The 18,664-nt window shown below is 47.0% G+C and carries 21 protein-coding genes and 2 pseudogenes; 9 read left to right on the forward strand and 14 right to left on the reverse strand.

Annotated features, from left to right (window positions below; all coding sequences use genetic code 11):
- The 4 genes and pseudogenes from CBI30_RS11305 to CBI30_RS05495 form a co-directional block, all read right to left on the reverse strand.
- Window positions 1–857, reverse strand: a pseudogene (locus CBI30_RS11305) (helix-turn-helix domain-containing protein); the annotation flags it as partial.
- A 109-nt stretch (window positions 858–966) separates the two neighbouring features.
- Window positions 967–2,136, reverse strand: coding sequence for an NAD(P)/FAD-dependent oxidoreductase (locus CBI30_RS05485; protein ID WP_088527319.1), 1,170 nt, complete (start codon window positions 2,134–2,136; stop codon window positions 967–969).
- A gap of 73 nt (window positions 2,137–2,209) precedes the next feature.
- Window positions 2,210–2,377: a rubredoxin gene (locus CBI30_RS05490; RefSeq protein WP_088527320.1), complete on the reverse strand. Its 168-nt coding sequence runs from the start codon at window positions 2,375–2,377 to the stop codon at window positions 2,210–2,212.
- A 62-nt stretch (window positions 2,378–2,439) separates the two neighbouring features.
- On the reverse strand, window positions 2,440–2,925 hold the full coding sequence (locus CBI30_RS05495; protein ID WP_088527321.1) for a rubrerythrin family protein: 486 nt from the start codon (window positions 2,923–2,925) through the stop codon (window positions 2,440–2,442).
- Window positions 2,926–3,063: 138 nt separating this feature from the next.
- On the opposite strand from CBI30_RS05495, the gene CBI30_RS05500 reads away from it, so the two are divergent.
- Window positions 3,064–4,011 carry a hydrogen peroxide-inducible genes activator gene (locus CBI30_RS05500; RefSeq protein WP_088527322.1) on the forward strand — a complete coding sequence of 316 codons (948 nt, stop codon included), beginning with the start codon at window positions 3,064–3,066 and terminating at the stop codon, window positions 4,009–4,011.
- A gap of 77 nt (window positions 4,012–4,088) precedes the next feature.
- Window positions 4,089–5,189, forward strand: coding sequence for an alkene reductase (locus CBI30_RS05505; protein WP_088527323.1), 1,101 nt, complete (start codon window positions 4,089–4,091; stop codon window positions 5,187–5,189).
- Between the two features lie 61 nt (window positions 5,190–5,250).
- Here CBI30_RS05505 and CBI30_RS11165 read toward each other — a convergent pair whose 3' ends face one another.
- The 4 genes from CBI30_RS11165 to CBI30_RS05520 are packed head-to-tail and all read right to left on the reverse strand — an operon-like array spanning window position 5,251 to window position 7,586.
- On the reverse strand, window positions 5,251–5,427 hold the full coding sequence (locus CBI30_RS11165) for a hypothetical protein (protein WP_169711252.1): 177 nt from the start codon (window positions 5,425–5,427) through the stop codon (window positions 5,251–5,253).
- A gap of 23 nt (window positions 5,428–5,450) precedes the next feature.
- A complete protein-coding gene (locus CBI30_RS05510) occupies window positions 5,451–5,642 on the reverse strand; it encodes a hypothetical protein (protein ID WP_088527324.1) in 192 nt (63 codons plus the stop codon).
- The gene (locus CBI30_RS05515; protein ID WP_476704252.1) at window positions 5,639–6,466 is read right to left on the reverse strand and encodes a bestrophin-like domain; all 828 of its coding nucleotides are present in this window, start codon (window positions 6,464–6,466) and stop codon (window positions 5,639–5,641) included. Before CBI30_RS05515 ends, CBI30_RS05510 begins: the two co-directional genes overlap by 4 nt.
- Complete coding sequence (locus tag CBI30_RS05520) at window positions 6,441–7,586, reverse strand: alpha-hydroxy acid oxidase (RefSeq protein ID WP_088527325.1); 1,146 nt, start codon at window positions 7,584–7,586, stop codon at window positions 6,441–6,443. The genes CBI30_RS05515 and CBI30_RS05520 overlap by 26 nt, the downstream gene beginning before the upstream one ends.
- Before the next feature lie 146 nt (window positions 7,587–7,732).
- Between CBI30_RS05520 and CBI30_RS05525 the strand changes: the two genes are divergently transcribed.
- Together CBI30_RS05525 and CBI30_RS05530 are read left to right on the forward strand one after the other, a co-directional pair.
- Window positions 7,733–8,641 carry a DMT family transporter gene (locus CBI30_RS05525; RefSeq protein WP_088527326.1) on the forward strand — a complete coding sequence of 303 codons (909 nt, stop codon included), beginning with the start codon at window positions 7,733–7,735 and terminating at the stop codon, window positions 8,639–8,641.
- Between the two features lie 114 nt (window positions 8,642–8,755).
- The gene (locus CBI30_RS05530) at window positions 8,756–9,904 is read left to right on the forward strand and encodes an aminotransferase class V-fold PLP-dependent enzyme (protein ID WP_088527327.1); all 1,149 of its coding nucleotides are present in this window, start codon (window positions 8,756–8,758) and stop codon (window positions 9,902–9,904) included.
- A gap of 33 nt (window positions 9,905–9,937) precedes the next feature.
- On the opposite strand, the gene CBI30_RS05535 is transcribed toward CBI30_RS05530, so the two are convergent.
- On the reverse strand, window positions 9,938–10,588 hold the full coding sequence (locus tag CBI30_RS05535; protein ID WP_088527328.1) for an FABP family protein: 651 nt from the start codon (window positions 10,586–10,588) through the stop codon (window positions 9,938–9,940).
- 81 nt (window positions 10,589–10,669) lie between these two features.
- On the opposite strand from CBI30_RS05535, the gene CBI30_RS05540 reads away from it, so the two are divergent.
- Window positions 10,670–10,942 (forward strand): protein tyrosine phosphatase, encoded by a 273-nt coding sequence (locus CBI30_RS05540; protein WP_088527329.1) that lies wholly within the window; start codon window positions 10,670–10,672, stop codon window positions 10,940–10,942.
- Window positions 10,943–10,978: 36 nt separating this feature from the next.
- Here CBI30_RS05540 and CBI30_RS05545 read toward each other — a convergent pair whose 3' ends face one another.
- Window positions 10,979–11,959: a DMT family transporter gene (locus tag CBI30_RS05545; protein WP_088527330.1), complete on the reverse strand. Its 981-nt coding sequence runs from the start codon at window positions 11,957–11,959 to the stop codon at window positions 10,979–10,981.
- A gap of 6 nt (window positions 11,960–11,965) precedes the next feature.
- Window positions 11,966–12,847: an NAD(P)H-hydrate dehydratase gene (locus CBI30_RS05550; protein WP_088527331.1), complete on the reverse strand. Its 882-nt coding sequence runs from the start codon at window positions 12,845–12,847 to the stop codon at window positions 11,966–11,968.
- Window positions 12,848–12,909: 62 nt separating this feature from the next.
- Here CBI30_RS05550 and CBI30_RS05555 point away from each other — a divergent pair, with 62 nt between their 5' ends.
- Window positions 12,910–14,325: an MBL fold metallo-hydrolase RNA specificity domain-containing protein gene (locus tag CBI30_RS05555; RefSeq protein ID WP_088527332.1), complete on the forward strand. Its 1,416-nt coding sequence runs from the start codon at window positions 12,910–12,912 to the stop codon at window positions 14,323–14,325.
- Window positions 14,326–14,328: 3 nt separating this feature from the next.
- On the opposite strand, the gene CBI30_RS05560 is transcribed toward CBI30_RS05555, so the two are convergent.
- Both CBI30_RS05560 and CBI30_RS11310 read right to left on the reverse strand, forming a co-directional pair.
- A complete protein-coding gene (locus tag CBI30_RS05560) occupies window positions 14,329–15,144 on the reverse strand; it encodes an ABC transporter substrate-binding protein (protein WP_088527333.1) in 816 nt (271 codons plus the stop codon).
- Between the two features lie 71 nt (window positions 15,145–15,215).
- Window positions 15,216–15,560, reverse strand: coding sequence for a hypothetical protein (locus CBI30_RS11310; RefSeq protein ID WP_240553511.1), 345 nt, complete (start codon window positions 15,558–15,560; stop codon window positions 15,216–15,218).
- Between CBI30_RS11310 and CBI30_RS05570 the strand changes: the two genes are divergently transcribed.
- From CBI30_RS05570 to CBI30_RS05580, 3 genes and pseudogenes are all read left to right on the forward strand, one after another.
- Entirely contained in the window at window positions 15,559–16,416 is an 858-nt protein-coding gene (locus tag CBI30_RS05570) for an LOG family protein (RefSeq protein ID WP_088527334.1), read from the forward strand. The two genes, CBI30_RS11310 and CBI30_RS05570, sit on opposite strands and share 2 nt — an antisense overlap.
- A 41-nt stretch (window positions 16,417–16,457) precedes the next feature.
- Complete coding sequence (locus CBI30_RS05575; RefSeq protein WP_088527335.1) at window positions 16,458–16,973, forward strand: hypothetical protein; 516 nt, start codon at window positions 16,458–16,460, stop codon at window positions 16,971–16,973.
- A gap of 3 nt (window positions 16,974–16,976) precedes the next feature.
- Window positions 16,977–18,195 (forward strand): annotated as a pseudogene (locus CBI30_RS05580) (BaiN/RdsA family NAD(P)/FAD-dependent oxidoreductase).
- A gap of 28 nt (window positions 18,196–18,223) precedes the next feature.
- On the opposite strand, the gene CBI30_RS05585 reads toward CBI30_RS05580, so the two are convergent.
- Window positions 18,224–18,613, reverse strand: coding sequence for a group II truncated hemoglobin (locus CBI30_RS05585; protein WP_088527336.1), 390 nt, complete (start codon window positions 18,611–18,613; stop codon window positions 18,224–18,226).
- Between the last annotated feature and the right edge of the window lie 51 nt (window positions 18,614–18,664).

Here is an 18,664-nt window from a genome sequence, read left to right on the forward strand (position 1 = left end):
GTTACGCTGCAGTAAATTGGGAGCTGTTTTACCAACAGCGCCCCTATAGGACTGATAGCGCTTAGGGCGCACGGTGGATTTAAGCCCCAGTTGCCCCATCAGCCTTTGCACTGTCTTGGGGTCAAGGTAATGCTGCTCATTGCGTAATGCCAAGTGCACCCGTCGATACCCATACCGCCCCTGATGCCGGTGGAAGATCTGATGGATCTGCGCCTTCGCCTCAAGATGGCGATCTGCTTTACTAAGGGCACTCGCCTGGTAGTAATAGACACTTCTAGGCATCCCAGCCATCGCCAAGATGGCTGGTAACCGGTATTTTTGCCTTAACCCCGTAATTACTTGGACTTGTTCTTGCTTGCCAAGTGCTTTTGCTGGGCTAAGGCTTCGAGCTTTTTTAGGTAATCGGTCTCCATCCTGCGGTACTCAAGCTCTTGCATGAGCTCATCTGGAGTCATCTGAGTCACTGGCTTATTGGTTGGGGTGAACGGTTTGAAGGGTTTGGGCATGGGAGCTCGTCCTTTAGGCTTAGCTTGCAAGGCTGCAAGACCACCTTCATTGTAGAGTTTTTGCCATCTCCCAAGGGTGGCAGGAGAGGCGATATTAAAGTGGGCGGCAGTCTGGTTAATGGAGAGCTGGTGCTCGGCCATATATTGCAAAACAGAATGTTTAAAGATGTCCGTGTAGGTTTTATGGCCTTGAATCAAGCTACTTTGCCCATGTATCTTGAAGGCATAAACCCATTTTTTTATAAAGGCAGGGTTGACCTCGTAGAGGGTTGCCGTTGATCTAAATCCGTCCCTAGTTGATAGGTAGTGGTTAATAACGGCTAATTTGAACTCTTTGCTGTATTTGGACATGAAAACTGCACCTTAGTGGGTTGGAGGGGTGTCCAACTTTTGTGGTGCAGTTCAATTGCGGGCCTTTTCTTTTGCAACAAAATACTAAACTGCTAGTTTTAGACCTCTTTTATTGCAGTATCGGTGGAAGCTCTTTTGTGAGTGCGCCACGCTGAGCGGTGGCGGAACCTAGCAGAGCAAAACCTAATAGCTTGCCATCACTGGATTCAAAGCGCGCCTCGAGTCCATCGTTCAGGGAATTGATTTTCCAATCACCTACTGCACCTTTGGCTGGTGGCGAGACAATGGTTGGGAGGGCTGGAGTCTTCACCATGACTGGCATAGCTGGGTAGCTAAGAGCGGTTACTTGGCCAAGTAGAGTGGGCGCCAAAGCTCGTGCAGCCTGCATGATCGGCATGACGTAAGGCAGAACCAAGCCATCCACTTCAGCACAATCGCCGATGGCAAATACATGTTTAGCGCTAGTTTCAAGTTGGCGATTAACGGTGATGCCAATGTCCGTTGCAATTCCGGCGGCTTTAGCTAAATCAAGGCGGGGCTTTAGGCCAACTGCTGATAAAAATACATCGCTGCTAACGATCGATCCGTTTGCGAGAGTGATTGAGAGGGATTCGCCATTGCGATCTATCGATTGAACGGTGGTGGCAAAGTGCCAGCGTACTCCAGCCTCACTTAATTTTGATTGAAGAGCCTGTGCTGCTGCTTCAGGAAGTAAGCGACCTAAAGCTTGTGGCGCCAGATCAATCACATCCACTTCGTAAGAGCCTAAAACCAAATCATTCGCAAACTCACAGCCAATCAGGCCGGCACCTAAAATAGCGATTCGCTTCTTACCTTCAATTGCCTGGCGAAATTGGGCATATTCTTCAAGGTCGTTTACCGTGATCACTTCATTAGCTGCATTGCCTTGTAAGGGTAGGCGAATTTGATCGGCACCCAAACCGAGCACTAGCTTTCCATATGAAATTACTCCTTTGGAGGTTTCAATGGTTTGTGAAGCGGTGTTAATAGCAGAAACATCGGCATCCCCCAGAATGGTAACTTCCAGTTGAGCTGCCATGCCCTCAGCACTGGTAGACACCAATTGCTCTGGAGTCTTCTTGCTAGCTAGTGCTGTAGAAAGCATCGGCTTTGAATAGAAGTAAGCGGGCTCACGGGTCAACAAAGTAATTGGAATAGTTTTGTTGAGTTTGCGAACCTCGCGAATGACGGTATATCCGGCCAATCCGCTGCCAATAATGACGATGCCCGATTGAGTAGATTGATTCTGATGATCCAAAGCTGGGCCCCCTAATAATGCAGTTAAATATTTTTAATTAATGTTGATAGAGTCTAAGTAGTTTGCGGGTGAATTAACCCATCTGAACCATCTCAAAGTCAGATTTCGCTACGCCACAGTCAGGGCATTCCCAATCCTCTGGAATGTCGGCCCAAGTAGTGCCGGCAGGGATGCCGTCTTCAGGCAAGCCTTTTGCTTCGTCATAGATAAACCCACATACGATACATTGCCAAGAGTTCATGATATTTCCTTTAAGATAATTGCATTAGTTTAGATTTAATTACGTTTTATTTCTGAGTTTGCTCAAGCAGCGGTAAATGCTTTAGCTTTTTCCAAGGCCTTCTTATAGTGATTAGCGTGACGCTCCTCTACATTGGCCAGGGCTGCAAAGCGTTTTGCTGCTTTCGACAACATCGCCTCGAATTGCTCGGCATGCTCTTTTGACTCTGCAATTTGCTCATCAATTTCTGCTACAGCCGCTGCATTACCTTCATCTACCGCAGTTTTACGGAAAGAAGGATACATTTCGGTGTATTCATAAGTTTCACCCTCGATAGCTATCTCCAATGCGCGAGTTGGGGTAATGGTGCTGGCGGGATAGAGTAAATCTAGATGGCCAAAGGCATGCATCACTTCTTGATCAGCGGTTGCCTCAAAGATCTCGGCAGTTTCAATATCACCAGCGGCGCGAGCCAATTTAGCAAAATAGCGATATTTAATATGTGCCATAGATTCACCTGCAAAGGCGGATTCTAAATTTTGGATGGTTTTAATTTCTGGGCGAGCCATTTTCATTCCTTTTGGGTTGGTTGGTAGGGGGTGTTTAAGCACCATGGAATGAATTCTGAACCTAAAATGTCAATCATTCAATTAAATAATAATGATATTATTTATCTAATAAATTGATTATAGGGATAAAGGTAAATTATGACCGCTCTTCCTTCATTGCGTCAGCTCCGCTATTTTGTGGCTATTGCTCAAGAGCTCAACTTCACTCGGGCTGCAGAAATCTGTTTTGTAGGGCAATCGACCCTGAGTGCGGGCTTAAAGGAGCTTGAGGATGGTCTAGGTGTCCGCTTGGTGGAGCGGGATAGGCAAAACGTGGCGCTTACTCCAGTCGGCTTTGAGATTCTAGATAGGGCAAAGGCAATCTTGGCAGCCTCTGAAGATTTGGTGGAATACGCTGATGCCGCCGGTAAGCCGATGGCTGGAACGATCCGACTTGGGGTGATCCCAACCATTGCACCATTTTTACTGCCGAATGTATTGCCCGATATTCGTACGCGCTGCCCCAGTTTGAAAATTGCCTTACGTGAGGATTTGACAGCCAACCTCTTAACTAGGTTGGCTGAGCACCAATTGGACTTTATTCTGATTGCATTGCCCTATGAGACCTCAGGCCTGCTTGTTCAAGAACTATTTGATGATGAGTTTTGGTTGGTGGCCAGAGAGGATGATCCAGCGCTCAAAGGAAAAGAAATTCATTTGCCAGCAAAAATGGCTGAGCGTTTATTGCTCTTAGAGGAGGGGCACTGTTTGAGGGAGCACACTTTGCAGGCATGTAAGCGTTCCGATATTCGCAAGGCTGATGGCATGGAGGCTACTAGCCTGCTTACACTTCTGCAGATGGTGGACTCTGGTATGGGGATTGCACTGTTGCCAGAGATGGCTGTTAGAGGTGGCCTATTAAATGGTACGAGCTTGGTGGCACGACCCTTGGCGCCTCCTGCGCCTAAGCGAGTCATTGCCTTGCTTGCTCGATCCTCTACCGCTCATTTAGAGGAGTTCAAGGTATTTTCTGATTGCATCCAAGAGCGCTTCAAAAGGGGTGCAAAGAGTAGTCGTGGAGCAGTGAAGGGCTTACGCAAAGATTAAGTGAGCCTCAGCAAGAACCCATCTTTCTTGCTAAAGTCGACGATTAAATAATTTATCAGTAAAAAAGAAAGAGCTTCATGTCCGGAAAAGAAATCATGTTTACACCCATTAAGCTTGGCGCTATTGAATTAAAGAATCGCTTAGTGATGGCGCCTTTGACGAGAATGCGTGCTATTGCTGGTGAAGTGCCCCATCCTCTGGCTAAAACTTACTACAGCCAAAGGGCGGGTGCAGGACTCATTATTAGCGAGGCAACTCAAATTGCTCCTATTGGTCAAGGCTATCCAGCAACGCCTGGAATTTACTCTGCAGCGCAAACGGTAGCGTGGAAAGAAATTGTTGAAGCGGTACATTCAAAGGGCGGCAAGATTGTGGCTCAGCTCTGGCATGTAGGGCGTATTTCTCATTCATCCTTGCATCCAGAGCAAGGCCTTCCCGAAGCCCCTTCTGCGATCGCTCCAGCTGGTCAAACTTATGGCGCTGATTGGAAATTGCATGACTATGAAGCCCCCAAAGCGATGACTAGTGAAGATATTGCGCGACTCTTAACGGATTTTGAATTGGCCGCCAAGAATGCTAAGACCGCTGGTTTTGATGGCATTGAAATCCACTCTGCCAATGGTTATTTATTGGATCAATTTTTGCAAGATCAAACCAATCAACGCACCGATGAATATGGCGGCTCTATAGACAATCGCATGCGCTTATTGGGTGAGGTGATTGAGTCGATTGCTAAGGTCTATCCCAGTGATCGCATTGGTGTTCGCTTATCACCATATGGTAGCTTTAATGATATGGGTGATAGCGATCCAATCGCCTTGTTTAATGCGGTCATTCAGAAATTGAATGGTTATCAACTTGCTTATGTGCACATGATTGAGCCACGCTCTACTAGTGCGGGCGGCAATGATCAAGTCAATGTAGAGGCGCCCATTACTTCAGAGATTTTCCGAGCGGCCTATCAGGGTAAATTTATTAGTGCTGGTGGGTATGACCAGGCTATGGGTGAGGCCGTATTGGATGCGGGCTTAGCTGATGCCGTAGCTTATGGGCGTTTGTATATTGCTAACCCGGATTTAGCAGAGCGATTTGAGCAAGGCGCGCCCCTGAATCCGTATGATCGCGCGACATTCTATGGTGGGGCTGAGGTGGGCTATACCGACTACCCAGCTCTATAAGCTTTAATAAAAATCTGAAGCAGGACAAGACAAGTAAGGTCTCTTTCGGAAGAAGGAGGCCTTATTTTTTATCTTCAGGATCCTTTAGAAGGTCATAGTGGTTCGCAACCAATAGTAATGCGATCGAAGCGCAACCCATGACAAAGAATTGCCATTGATGCAACATCGCAGTTCCGATCACTGTCATCAAGATGGTCCATCCGATTGCCATCTTGGCTTTTTTACTGAGTGCTTTCATGGGAGAGGGTTCTTATTTAAATATTATTTAACGGCTAGTCGAGCTTTCGCGCTCAGCTCACCAGGAGCCCCACGCTTATCCAATTGAGAAAGTCTGAGTGCCTCTTGCTCAAAGTCAGTTTGAGCTGGATGAAATTCAATATTGCCTAGGTGAATGATATAAGTCCATACCAATTCACGGCCCCTGTCTTTATATACATCTACAACTCGTTTCATTTTTGATCGCCTATGGAGTGGGTAGCGCTATTTTTCGGAGCAATATTCTGCTTGAGGTCAATGAGATTGCGTGGGTCGATGCGAATAACACCGCCTCTGGGGCTATCAATATCTGCAATCAAGAAGAAGGAAATTGAAATCATTACTGGAAATATCATAAAGAGACCAACATTGCTCTTAAAGTTTCTTGCCCCAAAGCCTACTAAAATATTTGCGCCAATGGCAATCGCCGCCATCAACCACCAGGCGGCGCCGGGGATACGGTTCCACCAGGCTGCCTGTGTGTAACCCTGCGAGTTAATGAGATCATTCATGCCGGAGACCGCTAGTGCGATAGTAGGGGTTGGTTGGGTGCGTGCGATGGGCAGCAATTCATTCCATAGGGCACCCTCTAAGGCATTAGTGCGCCGTCTGATTTGCTGGATCGTTTCTTGATCTTGCTTGGAGTAAAACAAGATGCGTTGATCAAGGTATTCGTTGAGAAGCCCTTTGATGGTTTCTGCGGTTTTACTGGGTAAGAGGTCCGCCCTCAAGAACTCAGTACCAATTGCATTGGCTTCAGCCTCTTCATAAGTCTGCCTTAAGTCATATCGTGCAATTGCCATCGAGAAGGTAAAACCGATGATCAAACCAAGTAAGGTCAGTGTTGCTGTCTGAATAATCCCTAGGTCTGCCGATGTCTCAGTATCTTTTGTGCGGTACTTACTTAACACGGCATTGCCAAACCACACTGAGCCTGCAAGGGCTGCAGCAGAAATGGCAAAGACCAGTTCAGGAGAGTTGGCTAAGTGTGGAATTTTAAAAAGTTCCTGGGTACAAAATATCTTTAGTCACATTTTGGATATCGCGGTGACCTGTAAAGGCCATCGTGATATCCAATTCATTATGAATAATATCGAGGCACTTGGTAACGCCAGCTTCACCCATGGCGCCCAAGCCATAGAGAAAAGGGCGACCAATCATCGTACCGCGTGCACCCAGCGCCCAGGCTTTAAGAACATCCTGCCCTGACCGAATGCCACCGTCCATCCAGACTTCAATATCTTTGCCAACTGCATTCACAATGCCTGGTAGCGCTTTGATGCTAGAGATTGCACCATCTAATTGACGGCCACCATGATTAGAAACAATCAAAGCATCTGCGCCGGAGTTCGCGGCAAAGCGAGCATCCTCTTCATCCAAGATACCTTTAATGATTAACTTGCCGCCCCAGAGTTTCTTAATCCACTCCACATCATCCCAGCTTAAGCCTGGATCAAACTGCTCCGCAGTCCAAGAGGCGAGCGAGGACATATTGCCGACACCACTGGCGTGACCAACAATGTTGCGAAAGGTTCTGCGGGGGGTCATTGCCATTCCCATGCACCAGCGTGGCTTGGTCATCATATTGATCATGTTAGCAATCGTCAGTTTCGGCGGCGCAGATAATCCATTCTTTAAATCTTTATGACGTTGTCCCAAAATCTGTAAATCTAAAGTCAACACTAGGGCAGAGCACTTGGCTGCTTTGGCGCGCTCAATCAGGCGCTCAATAAAGCCGCGGTCTTTCATGACATAGAGCTGAAACCAAAAAGGTTTAGTGGTTCTCTCTGCTACATCTTCAATAGAGCAAATGCTCATGGTGGATAAGCAGAAGGGAACCCCAAATTTTTCTGCAGCACGGGCAGCGAGAATTTCGCCATCAGCGTGTTGCATGCCCGTTAACCCAGTAGGCGCGAGCGCAACTGGCATAGCAACTTCTTGACCCACCATGGTTGTCTTGGTGGTGCGATTAGTCATATCTACAGCTACGCGCTGGCGTAATTTGATCTTCTGAAAATCAGACTCATTCGCTCTGTAGGTAGATTCAGTCCAGGACCCAGAGTCTGCATAGTCATAGAACATCTTAGGGGTGCGTTTTTGGTGTAAAACTCGTAAGTCTTCAATATTGGTGATGATTGCCACTTAAGCCCCTTTGTGTATCACTATTACCTGATAGCTTTTGCTAATTTAAGCTCTATCTTAGCAATACTGGGCATTTGTTTCTACAATGCGTAGGCAAGGCCCTTCTTGGGGGTCAAAATCCTCACTTATTCTCCAAATACCTTTTAATGCCTCACCTAGCCCTTTCGACTGTGTTTTATTTATCGCTATCCACCATCTTGTGGGCTGGTAATGCGGTAGCGGGGCGAGTGCTGGTTGGAAGTATTTCCCCCATCACCTTAAGCGCAGTTCGCTGGGGCCTTGCGGCTTTGATGCTGCTTCCCTTGGGATGGCGAGTTTTCAGGCCGAGCAGTGCCCTATGGCAAAACAAGACTCGCTTTTTGGTCTTGGGACTTTTGGGGGTGGGTAGTTATAACGTTTTGCTTTATCTTGCATTGCAGACTTCAACTGCGATTAATGTCACCTTGATTGGCGCTAGCATGCCCATTTGGATGCTCTTTATTGGCGCTGTTTTTTATCAAGTAAGGCCGACATTTCTTCAGCTTGTGGGGGCGATTGTTTCCTTGGTGGGAGTTACTGTGGTCTTAACGCGAGGCGATCCCGTTAGCTTGCTTGCCCTGCAAGTGGTAACGGGTGATCTACTCATTATGTTAGCTACGATTCTCTGGGCTTTCTACAGCTGGATGATTAGTCGTCCTGGGCGGAGTCCAGAGCGGCAGTGGCCGTGGGCTGAGTTTTTGATGGCACAGGTCATGATTGGTTTTCTGTGGACGATGCTGTTTGATGGCATGGAGATTGCTACTGGGCATGCATTTATTCAACTGAATTACTTTACTGGCGCCTTGATCCTATTTGTGGCAATCGGACCATCCTTGATTGCCTACCGCTGCTGGGGTTTGGGGGTTAATGGTGCTGGGCCAACGATGGCCGCATTTTTTGCCAACTTGATTCCGCTCTTCACGGCCTTGCTCTCGGCTGCCATTTTGGGGGATCCTCCCCAGCTTTTCCATGGGCTCGCTTTTGCCTTAATTGTGATCGGAATATTGATCTCCTCCAGCAGGCAACCAAGCAATTAACCTATCCCATTTGCCCTAAATGCCCTTTGGGGCCAGTTTTTAGGGTTGCGCTACCCATATGGCACTAAATCAGTATCATTTAGAACTAATCACTTGATTTACTAGGAAATTACTATGCCAGGCTTACTCCCGAATGTTGATCCAGATGGTCTATTAGAGTTCTCGGTTGTTTATACCGACCGCTCTTTGAACCACATGTCTGAAGAATTCAAAAAAGTCATGGTGGATATTTCTAGCGTCCTGAAGAACGCTTATAACGCTAGCTCTGCAGTCATCGTTCCGGGTAGCGGCACTTTCGGCATGGAGGCAGTTGCCCGCCAATTTGCCAATAATGAAAAGTGCCTCGTATTACGCAATGGCTGGTTTAGTTATCGCTGGACTCAGATTTTTGATTTGGCAAACATTACACAGGACATTAGCGTCCTTAAAGGTAAGCAATTAGAGGATTCAGTGCAAGGCGTATTTGCGCCCGCACCCATTGATGAGGTCGTTGCTTTCATCAAAAAGGAAAAGCCAGCAGTGGTTTTTGCTCCGCACGTAGAAACTTCTGCCGGAATTATTTTGCCAGATGACTATCTTAAGGCGGTCGGTGAAGCGGTGCGCTCAGTCAATGGATTGTTTGTGCTTGATTGCATCGCTTCAGGCGCAATGTGGGTAGACATGAAAGCTTGCAATGTTGACGTGTTAATTACCGCGCCACAAAAAGGTTGGAGTAGTTCACCATGTTGCGCATTGATTGCTATGGGTGATAGAGCACGCGAGCGCATTGAGTCAACTCAAAGCAGTAGCTTCTCAATGGATCTCAAGAAGTGGCTGCAAATTATGGAAGCCTATGAAAAGGGTGGTCATGTGTATCACACCACTATGCCGACGGATGCTCTCAAAATCTTACGCAATGTGATGCAAGAAACGCAGACCCTAGGATTTGCAGCTCTTAAAGAAAAGCAACAAGAATTGGGTGATAAGGTTCGCGCCTTATTGGTATCTAAAGGCTACCATTCAGTTTCAGCAAAGGGCTTTCAGTCCCCCGGTGTAGTAGTGAGCTTTACCAAGGATCCTGATATTCAGTCAGGTAAGAAGTTTATTGCTCTTGGTTTGCAAACTGCCGCTGGCGTTCCTTTGCAGTGTGATGAGCGTCCAGACTTCCGTACATTCCGCATTGGCCTATTTGGCCTGGAGAAGTTAGCTCATGTTGATCGTACTGTTGGTCACCTTGAGGCGGCATTAGAAAAAATTACCGAGACTGAAGCGCAGCCAGCTTAAGCGGTAGAAATTGCTTCAGTCTGAAAGGCCGTCTTAGGACGGCTTTTTCATTGCCTCTAATGCCAGTGGATTGGGAGTTGCCTCTCCCACCTTTGTCAGCACATTAGTATCGAGATGATGAAAGGGTTCAGTCTGCCCCTGAATCATCATTACCGTATCTTGCTCATAAGACCAAGTGCCATCCTCCAAGAGGGTCACCATGATGCGGTACTCAATCGTTTTGAAGGCGTAGTCTAAAAATGGGCTAGACGAGATACCGGCGGTCGGATCATCAATCTTAGCGATACACTCAAACTGGGTTGCGCTTGCAGCTTCTTTACCTGTTGCCATGGTGACCATGCCTCGGGGTATCGTTAGCGTATGAACAATAAGTTGTGTTGCGGGCTCCCACAGCCAATAGCCAACCTGATCATGATAAGTTTTCACCTGATCAGGCTTAGTGATATGAAGGTGATGCCGTAAACCATAAAACAGCTGTGGCCCATTAGTTTGTGGGTCAATCGGCTGCATCTCAATCCGCTCGGTATAGACCTGCTTCTTTGGACCTTCTGCTTTAGGTTTGATATCTAAGCCCCGCTGACCTTCCCAGATGCCCGCTAAGCGTGAGAGAGGCCCAAGATTTTCTAGGGTATTAACTGAGTACCCTTGGGGCTCAGTGTAGATATCGGTCGGAAATGGACTCATGGAAAACCTTTATTAAATGAAGGATTTGTGACAAATAATTGGGTATGATCAAATTATCCATAAACCTCTTGGGAGTCTTAAATGCTTTCTCGTTTTGCAAAACTCAGTATAGCCACGCTCATTTCCGTCACCATTGGTTTGTCGCCTCTCGCAGTGATGGCTGCTGATCCAGCTCCAGCGGGTGCACCAGCAGCAACGCCTGCGACTCCAGCACCAGCTGCTCAATCCGAAAAAGCTGCCGAGAAAAAGGCTAAGAAGAAGACAAAGAAGGACAAAAAAGCCGAGAAAAAAGCTAAGAAGAAGTCTAAGAAGAAAGCAAAAGCAGCTCAAGAGCCAGCAGCGGCTCAGCAGTAAATTGTCAGCATTGAACTTAGCAATTCACTAAGTTTATTAATTTAAGGGGTCGGATCCCTCAAGGTCTACGGACTTTCTGGAGTTCAACCCCTTTTGCTTGCTCGGAGCATCGTTGCGTACTAGTAGCCACATCGCTCCAATTACTAAAGCCATTCCACCAATCTGAATCCAAGTAATCGGTTCGGATAAGACTATCCAGCCCATAAATAATGTGGAGATGGGCCCCAGAATTCCAGCTTGAGCAACCAGGGGCGAACCAATGCGATTGATTGCAATCATGATTAACAACATGGGGATAACAGTGCACAAGCTCGCGTTGAGTAAGCTCAGCCAATAGATCTGTTGTACTTGGACAAATACCGCTGCCGGATCGTAAATCAGAATTTGAATAACACTGAGTAGTGCTGAGGCAGAACTGGCATACACCACTAAGCGTACGCTCCCCACTCTTCGAACCATTTCGCCAGAGCCAATCATATAGATTGCATATGAGCATGCGCTGGCAAAGACCAGCAACATGCCGAGCAAGGCCATCGAGCCGGCTGAACTCGCATCCTGAATAAACACCACGATCACACCAAGATAGCCTACAACTAGTGCATACCATTGCAGGCGACTAATCGATTTATTTAAAACAAAGTAAGAGATCAATAAGACAATGGTTGGAGTGAGGTAGAGAACGATGCGCTCTAGTCCAACTGAGATGTATTGAAGACCCAGAAAATCTAAGTAGCTAGAAAAGAAATAACCCATAAATCCCAGCGCAAATATTTTTACGTGATCTAACCTGGTCAGTGGACTCATTACTTGCCTGCGTGCTTGCCACCAATAAATTCCCCAGAAGAGGGGTAGGGCCATTAGCATTCTTAAGGCAATGAGGGTTTCAGCATTGGCGCCATAAGTAAATGCAAGCTTGACCAGAATTGCTTTTCCGGAAAATAGCACTGAGCCTAGGCCGGCCATAAAAAGGCCGTATACGTAACGACGATGAAGAAGAATTCCGCTTGCTGATTGCATGCTGTTTTATAACAGCTTATTGAGCAGGCTTCGCATCTCAAAAATGACTTCTGTTGGAGTGAGTCCAATGGGGCCTACTTGCTGAGCAACCAGACTATCCGCCGCGGTTGCATGCAACTGCACCCCAATACAACTAGCCCCCCAAAGGTTGATATTGTGGCGTATACCTTGGGCGGCGATTGCGGCAATACTGCCAGTTAAGGCGTCGCCCATTCCGCCAACAGCCATACCTGGGTTGCCTTGATCGCATTGCACGGCTGCATTTGTGGGTGAAGCTATGAGAGTGTGCTGACCCTTTAGTACCACAATGGAGTTGGTGAGTTTTACTAAGTTGGATAAAGCGGCAATACGATCTTCTTGTACTGATGCTGCGCTTGTATTCAGAAGATGTGCAGCCTCTCCGGGGTGAGGGGTAAGAACGCTCGTCCCAGGGAATGTCTGATTACGCTGTTTCAGAAGATCAAGAAATTGAGGGGTATCTGCTATTAAGTTGAGGGCATCCGCATCGATCACTAGTGGCACCTTGGGGTAGCTCAAAACTGTACTCAGCCAGTCTCTAGCAAGAGCAGAAAAACCCAAGCCTGGGCCAATTGCAATCAAATCTGGGGTAGTAGCTGCCAGTTGTTCTTGGGGATTAAAACTAGCCAAGCGCACCATCAGCTCAGCCTGCTCGGGTAAGGCATGAGCAGCAGTGGGGTCGAGCATCTCCAAGATGGTCCACCCAGCACCTAGGTGCAGGGCAGCGCTACCCGCTAACATGAGAGCGCCAGACATTCCGGGCGCGCCGCCAACGAGCAATACCTTGCCAGCATTGCCTTTATGTTCCGAGGGTCCACGCTTGAGACGATGAATCAGTTCCAACGCTTGCAGTTTGGTAGGGGTGCTCATGCGAATAGTATCGCTCCAGTAATTGGCTTCACCATCAATTTTATCGGGAGTATTCTGTAACCATGAAAATACAATTTCTTGGGGCGGCTGGAGAGGTTACCGGATCCAGGCATTCGGTAGAACTTACCTTGGGTGGGCGTAAAACAAGGTTTATGGTCGATTTCGGCATGTTCCAAGGTGGGCGCGAGGCTACAGCAAAAAATCTAGAGCCCTTGCCCTTTTCCCCAAAAGAAATTGATTTTGTCGTATTAACCCATGCGCATATTGACCATAGCGGTCTACTGCCACGACTCTGTGCACAGGGATTTTCAGGGCCAATCTATTGCACCGATGCTAGCTTTGAGTTATTAAAAATCCTATTGCCAGATAGTGCGCATTTGCAGCACTCTGATGTGGATCGAGCGGAGCGTAGGCAAAAGGCGGGTAAGTGGCGTGGAGAACTCCCGGTTGCGCTGTACTCCATGGAAGAGGCTGAACTCGCTCTTGCGCAATGCGAAGTGCTTGCCTATGGTAAGCAGATAGAGCTCTGCAAGGGTATTAATTTGGAGTTCCAGAATGCGGGACATATTCTGGGCTCCGCGATTGCTATTCTCGATATTACCGAAGATCAATCTAAGAAAAAGCGCTGCGTATTTTCTGGAGATATTGGTATGAAAGGAAGGCTGTTAATGCCCAATCCCGCCATAATTTCTCAAGCAGATGTCGTAATAGTGGAGTCAACTTACGGTGATCGCCTGCATAAAACTCTAGCCGATACAGAGGCTGAATTAATCCAGGTTGTTACTAGCACCATGAATACCCATGGAAATATCGTGATCCCTGCCTTCGCCGTAGGCCGTACACAAGAAATTCTTTTTCTACTTATTGATTTAGTAAGGCGGAATTTATTGCCTCATCTCAGCATTTGGGTGGATTCCCCGATGGCTACTGCAGCTACGCATTTAACGCAACACTTCTTTGCGCAACTAGACCAAGAGTCGCAATCTACTTTTGAGTGGTTTAAAAATAATCCCAGCGCAGTTGATCTGCGTTTTATTGCGGATGTAGATGAGTCTAAAGCACTCAATAAAATTAAGGGTGGAGCCATCATCATTTCAGCGAGCGGCATGTGTGATGCTGGACGCATCGTTCATCATTTGAAAAATAATTTACCGCGTGCACAAAATGCGATTGTGATTACTGGCTTTCAGGCTTATGGTAGCTTAGGACGTCGGCTTGTGGATAAGGCGACGAAAGTGCGCCTCTTTGGCGAAGAGGTTCCAGTCAGGGCATCGATCCATACTATTGGCGGGTTATCCGCCCATGCTGATCAGGCTGGTTTACTAGAGTGGTTACAAGGATTTGAGGTGGCGCCACAATCTGTTTTTGTGGTGCATGGAGAGCCCGAGGCCTCCGCTGTATTGGGAGAGGTGATTCGTGAAGAGCTCGGGTGGAAGAATGTCATTATTCCGGAGCGCTTACATACCTATGCTTGCTGAGATTTATTCGGCCACTTTAGCGCCATGGATGCCATGTTGTTTCATAGACTCGCTGATAAAGCCAGAAGTCTTGAGCCCTGCAATCACTTTAGTCAAGAAGGCAGTCGTTTTTTCAAACTCAGGGCGCGATTTAGGCACCCCAATTGCTTGATTAATAACCATGAAGCGGCCCGGAAGGATGCGCAAGCCTTCGTACCGCTGGGCATCGCTTTCTAGTTGTTGTTTAACGCCAGCGGCAACATTGCCTTTGCCTTTCATAAAATCATCTACAACCGTTTGGGAGCTCGCAGATCGCAGTAGCGTCGCATGTTTAATTTCTCTAGTTAGGTAAAGGTCATAAGCACTTCCTTTGCCAACCACAATTTCATTTCCAGCTACATCAACCTCTTCATTCTTCCTCAATGGGGATGATGCTTTGACCATATAAGCCCCTTCGATTTGAATGTAGGCTGGGGTATAGCTAATATCAGCCCCGCGAACAGGGTCGATGGCGACGAAGATAAGGTCAAGCGTGCCAACTTTGAGTGCTTCAACAGTCTCGCCGGCAGTCTGAAACGAGACAAACTCAATTGGCAATTGAATTTGTCTGGCAATTTCTTTCGCAATATCAATTGTCACCCCTTTAGGCTGAGGTGCAGTCTTGTCAGATGAGCCTGCTAATACAGGATTTCCTAGGTTGATTCCAACGCGAAGGATTCCAGTGGGGGCAAATGATTTAATCATGGTCTTATCTACTGTATTAGGGGGCATTGAGCTCACGACTTGACTAAATACCAATTGAGAAATCAGCAGAAGTCCAGCGCCAATGATTTTATTCATGGAATTTTCATATGAAATTACCAGGCGTAAAAAAACCGCGGCGGACCGCGGCTTGATTTCTCTAGTCGAGATTATTTCTTGGCTTCAGCTGCTGGTGCAACTGGAGCTGCAGGAGCATCTTTCTTAGCATCTTCCATGTGAGCTGCTTCAGCACCATGCTTCTCGCCGCCCATATCAATGTCGCCGTCGCCTTTGAAGAGTAAATAGGCTGTAGCGCCAACTAATACTAGTACCATGATGATGATTGAACGGTTGCTCATTGCTTTTCCTTCAGTTTGGTTAATATCCGCCAATATTAACTCCTGTAGGACGCTCGGTAAATCCGCATAAGCCCTAGATGCCAAATTAGTGCAATATTCTAGGTAGTAATACTGACTTGGCTGAAGATGAGCCGCTATTTTTAAGGGTTGTGACATGAGCTCCAAGTTACCGGTAAATAATTCTCAAACAATCACTGATTTTCTGAGCCTTCAAAAAGGTCAGCTAGCGGAAGACAGTTCTGAAGACTCCTACAAGTTTGCATTTGATGATCAGGCCTTTTTAGCTCGACGAGAAACCCTGGGCCTACGCTTTCAATTGGAGTTGCTAAAGCCAGAGATTTTGTTACATGAGCATGGAATTGAGCATACGATTACGGTATTTGGCTCCACCCGATTTGTGAGTTGCCAAACAGCTCAGGAGATGAAGGACGGCGCAAACACGCCTCCAGAGATCGCAAAGGCTCAAAGAGCATTACTTCACTGCAAGTATTACGATTCAGCAAGAGAATTCGGAGCAATCGTAGCGGTCTATAACGCGACCCAAACGGAGGGCCGAAATAAGTTATATGTCGCCACCGGAGGTGGCCCTGGAATTATGGAGGCCGCTAATCGAGGTGCTTTTGAGGCCGGGGATAACACCATTGGTTTTAATATCAGCTTGCCAAAAGAGCAACATCCAAATGCCCACCTTACGCCAGGCTTAAGTTTTCGATTTCATTATTTTGCCATTCGCAAAATGCATTTCATGCTCAGGGCGCGGGCGATTGTGGTTTATCCGGGCGGCTTTGGATCCTTTGATGAGCTCTTTGAGGTGCTCACCCTGATGCAAACCAAAAAGGTAGAACACTTTCCGGTCATCCTGGTGGGGAAGGATTTTTGGCAAGGGGTCATCAACTTCGATCAGATGCTTACTCACGGGGTTATTGAGCAGGCTGATATGGATTTAATTCATTTTGTGGAAACAGCTGAAGAAGCTTGGGCAGTCATACGGGACTGGTATCAGTTGGCTTAAGGTGTTTGACTCAGAGATCTGTAAAATAAGTACAAGACACTATGACTATCTCTAATACTGTTACCCTCACCGCCGAACTGGATTTGCCAGCATACTTGTTTGGCATCACCATGCTTCTCATTGTGATGCTCGTGCACGGGCTTCTTTTGCTCCAGATTGCGAAGCGCTATGAGGTCAAGTCATTCCTTTACCTGTCAGAACATAAATACTCATCTGTTGCTGTTGTTTTCTATATCAGCGTTCTGTGCTTATTCCTTACCCACATCTTTGAAATCATTCTTTGGGGAATCTCATTACGGGCACTTAATCTCTTGCCGAATTTAGGTCAGAGTATTTTATTTAGTGGTAGTACCTATACTGCGATGGGCTTCATGGACGACCTGCTGCCAAGTGGATGGAAAATGCTAGCGATCATTATTGCTTTTTCTGGGATGTTTGCTTTTGCTTGGACAGCATCGGTCATGATCTCCATGACTAAAAATTTTCGTCAAGCGTATACCCGTTTGCATATGCAAAAACTGAAGCTGCCGGCTGAAGTCATTGAGCGCTTTAAGTAAATCATGAGTAAAACTTGGGATGCCATCGTTATTGGTGGTGGCGCAGCTGGACTCTTTTGCGCTGGTGTTGCTGGCCAACTGGGTAAAACAGTACTAGTACTCGATCACGCCGATGTCTTGTGTGAAAAAATTCGGATTAGTGGCGGAGGTAGGTGTAACTTTACTAATCTACATAGTAGCCCCGCTAATTTTTTATCACTCAATCCTCACTTTGTAAAAAGTGCTTTAGCACGCTATTCCGCAAAAGACTTTATTAAGCTAGTTCAGTTTTATCGCATTGCCTATCATGAGAAGCATCAGGGCCAGCTATTTTGTGACGACTCTGCTAGGCAAATTATCGAGATGCTCCTTGAGGAATGCGCCAAAGGGAATGTTCATATTCGTCATCCAGTGAGGGTGGAGTCCGTCTCCAGTGAGGCGGGTGAGTGGGTTGTTAAGACGAATGCTGGAATTGAGCGATCAAAATCACTGGTGATGGCAACAGGGGGCCTGCCAGTTCCTGCAATTGGCGCAACGGCTTACTCATTAGACATTGCTAAGCAGTTTGGCTTGAAAGTGATAGAGCCACGTCCTGCGCTGGTACCGCTCTCGTTTACCTCCGGTGAGTTTGATAATCTGATTGAATTATCTGGCCTAAGTTTGCCGGTTCGCATTGCGGCAGGATCTAAAGGTAATCGCTATGGCGCCTGCCGTTTTAATGAGGATTTGCTATTAACGCACAAAGGCTTGTCAGGGCCGGCAGTCTTGCAGGCAAGTAGTTACTGGACTGAAGGTGAGGTCATCCACATTGATTGGCTTGGTGCGGTCGAAGCCAATGGACGTTTTAGTTGCGATGAGCTTTTCAATAACGAAGATAACCGCCTGAAGTTGACTGAGAACATCTTGGCATCAGTGATGCCTTTGCGCTTATCAAAAGCATTTGCTGAACAAAAAAAACCTATTAGGAAAAAAATGGGCTGAGGTATCTAAAAAGGATCGTCAAGCTCTTAAAGAACTCATCACCAATTGGTCTGTCAAGCCAGCTGGAACGCTAGGCTGGAAAAAAGCAGAGGTCATGTTGGGTGGCGTCGATACCAAAGAGCTAGATGGCCAAACAATGATGTCCCGCAATCATCCTGGTTTATTTTTTATTGGTGAGTGTGTCGATGTCACAGGGCATCTTGGCGGTCATAACTTTCAGTGGGCCTGGGCAAGTGGTTTTGCTTGCGCCCACTCTATCTAGAGAAATTGCCCAATACGCATTGGCTTAATTAGTTTGGCTGGTTTCTCATCCAGTCAGCGGTATTGAAAAAAGACTCCTCTAGCTGAGCCCCAATCTGACCATCAATACCGCAATCTTCCATGGCGCGATACATACAGGCTAGCCATTGATTGCGCTCTTTAAGGCCAATCTTGAATGGCAAGTGTCTGGCACGCAGCATCGGGTGACCATATTTGGGGGAGTAGACGTCTGGACCTCCCAGCCATCCCGTTAAAAAGAGCTTGAGCTTATCTCTGGAGCCCGAAAGATCTTGGGAATGCATGGCACGTAAGTCTGCAAAGACTTCCTCTAGGGACATTAAGTCATAAAAACGATCGACTAATTCTTCGACCTTACCTGCGCCACCAATAATCTCGTAGGGGTTTTTTCTTTCGCTCATGCCCTGATTTTAATGCTAATAAAGCAGGGAATTGGCAAGGAGCTGATTCTG

This window comes from Polynucleobacter aenigmaticus (assembly GCF_002206635.1).
In the GTDB taxonomy this organism is placed as follows: domain Bacteria; phylum Pseudomonadota; class Gammaproteobacteria; order Burkholderiales; family Burkholderiaceae; genus Polynucleobacter; species Polynucleobacter aenigmaticus.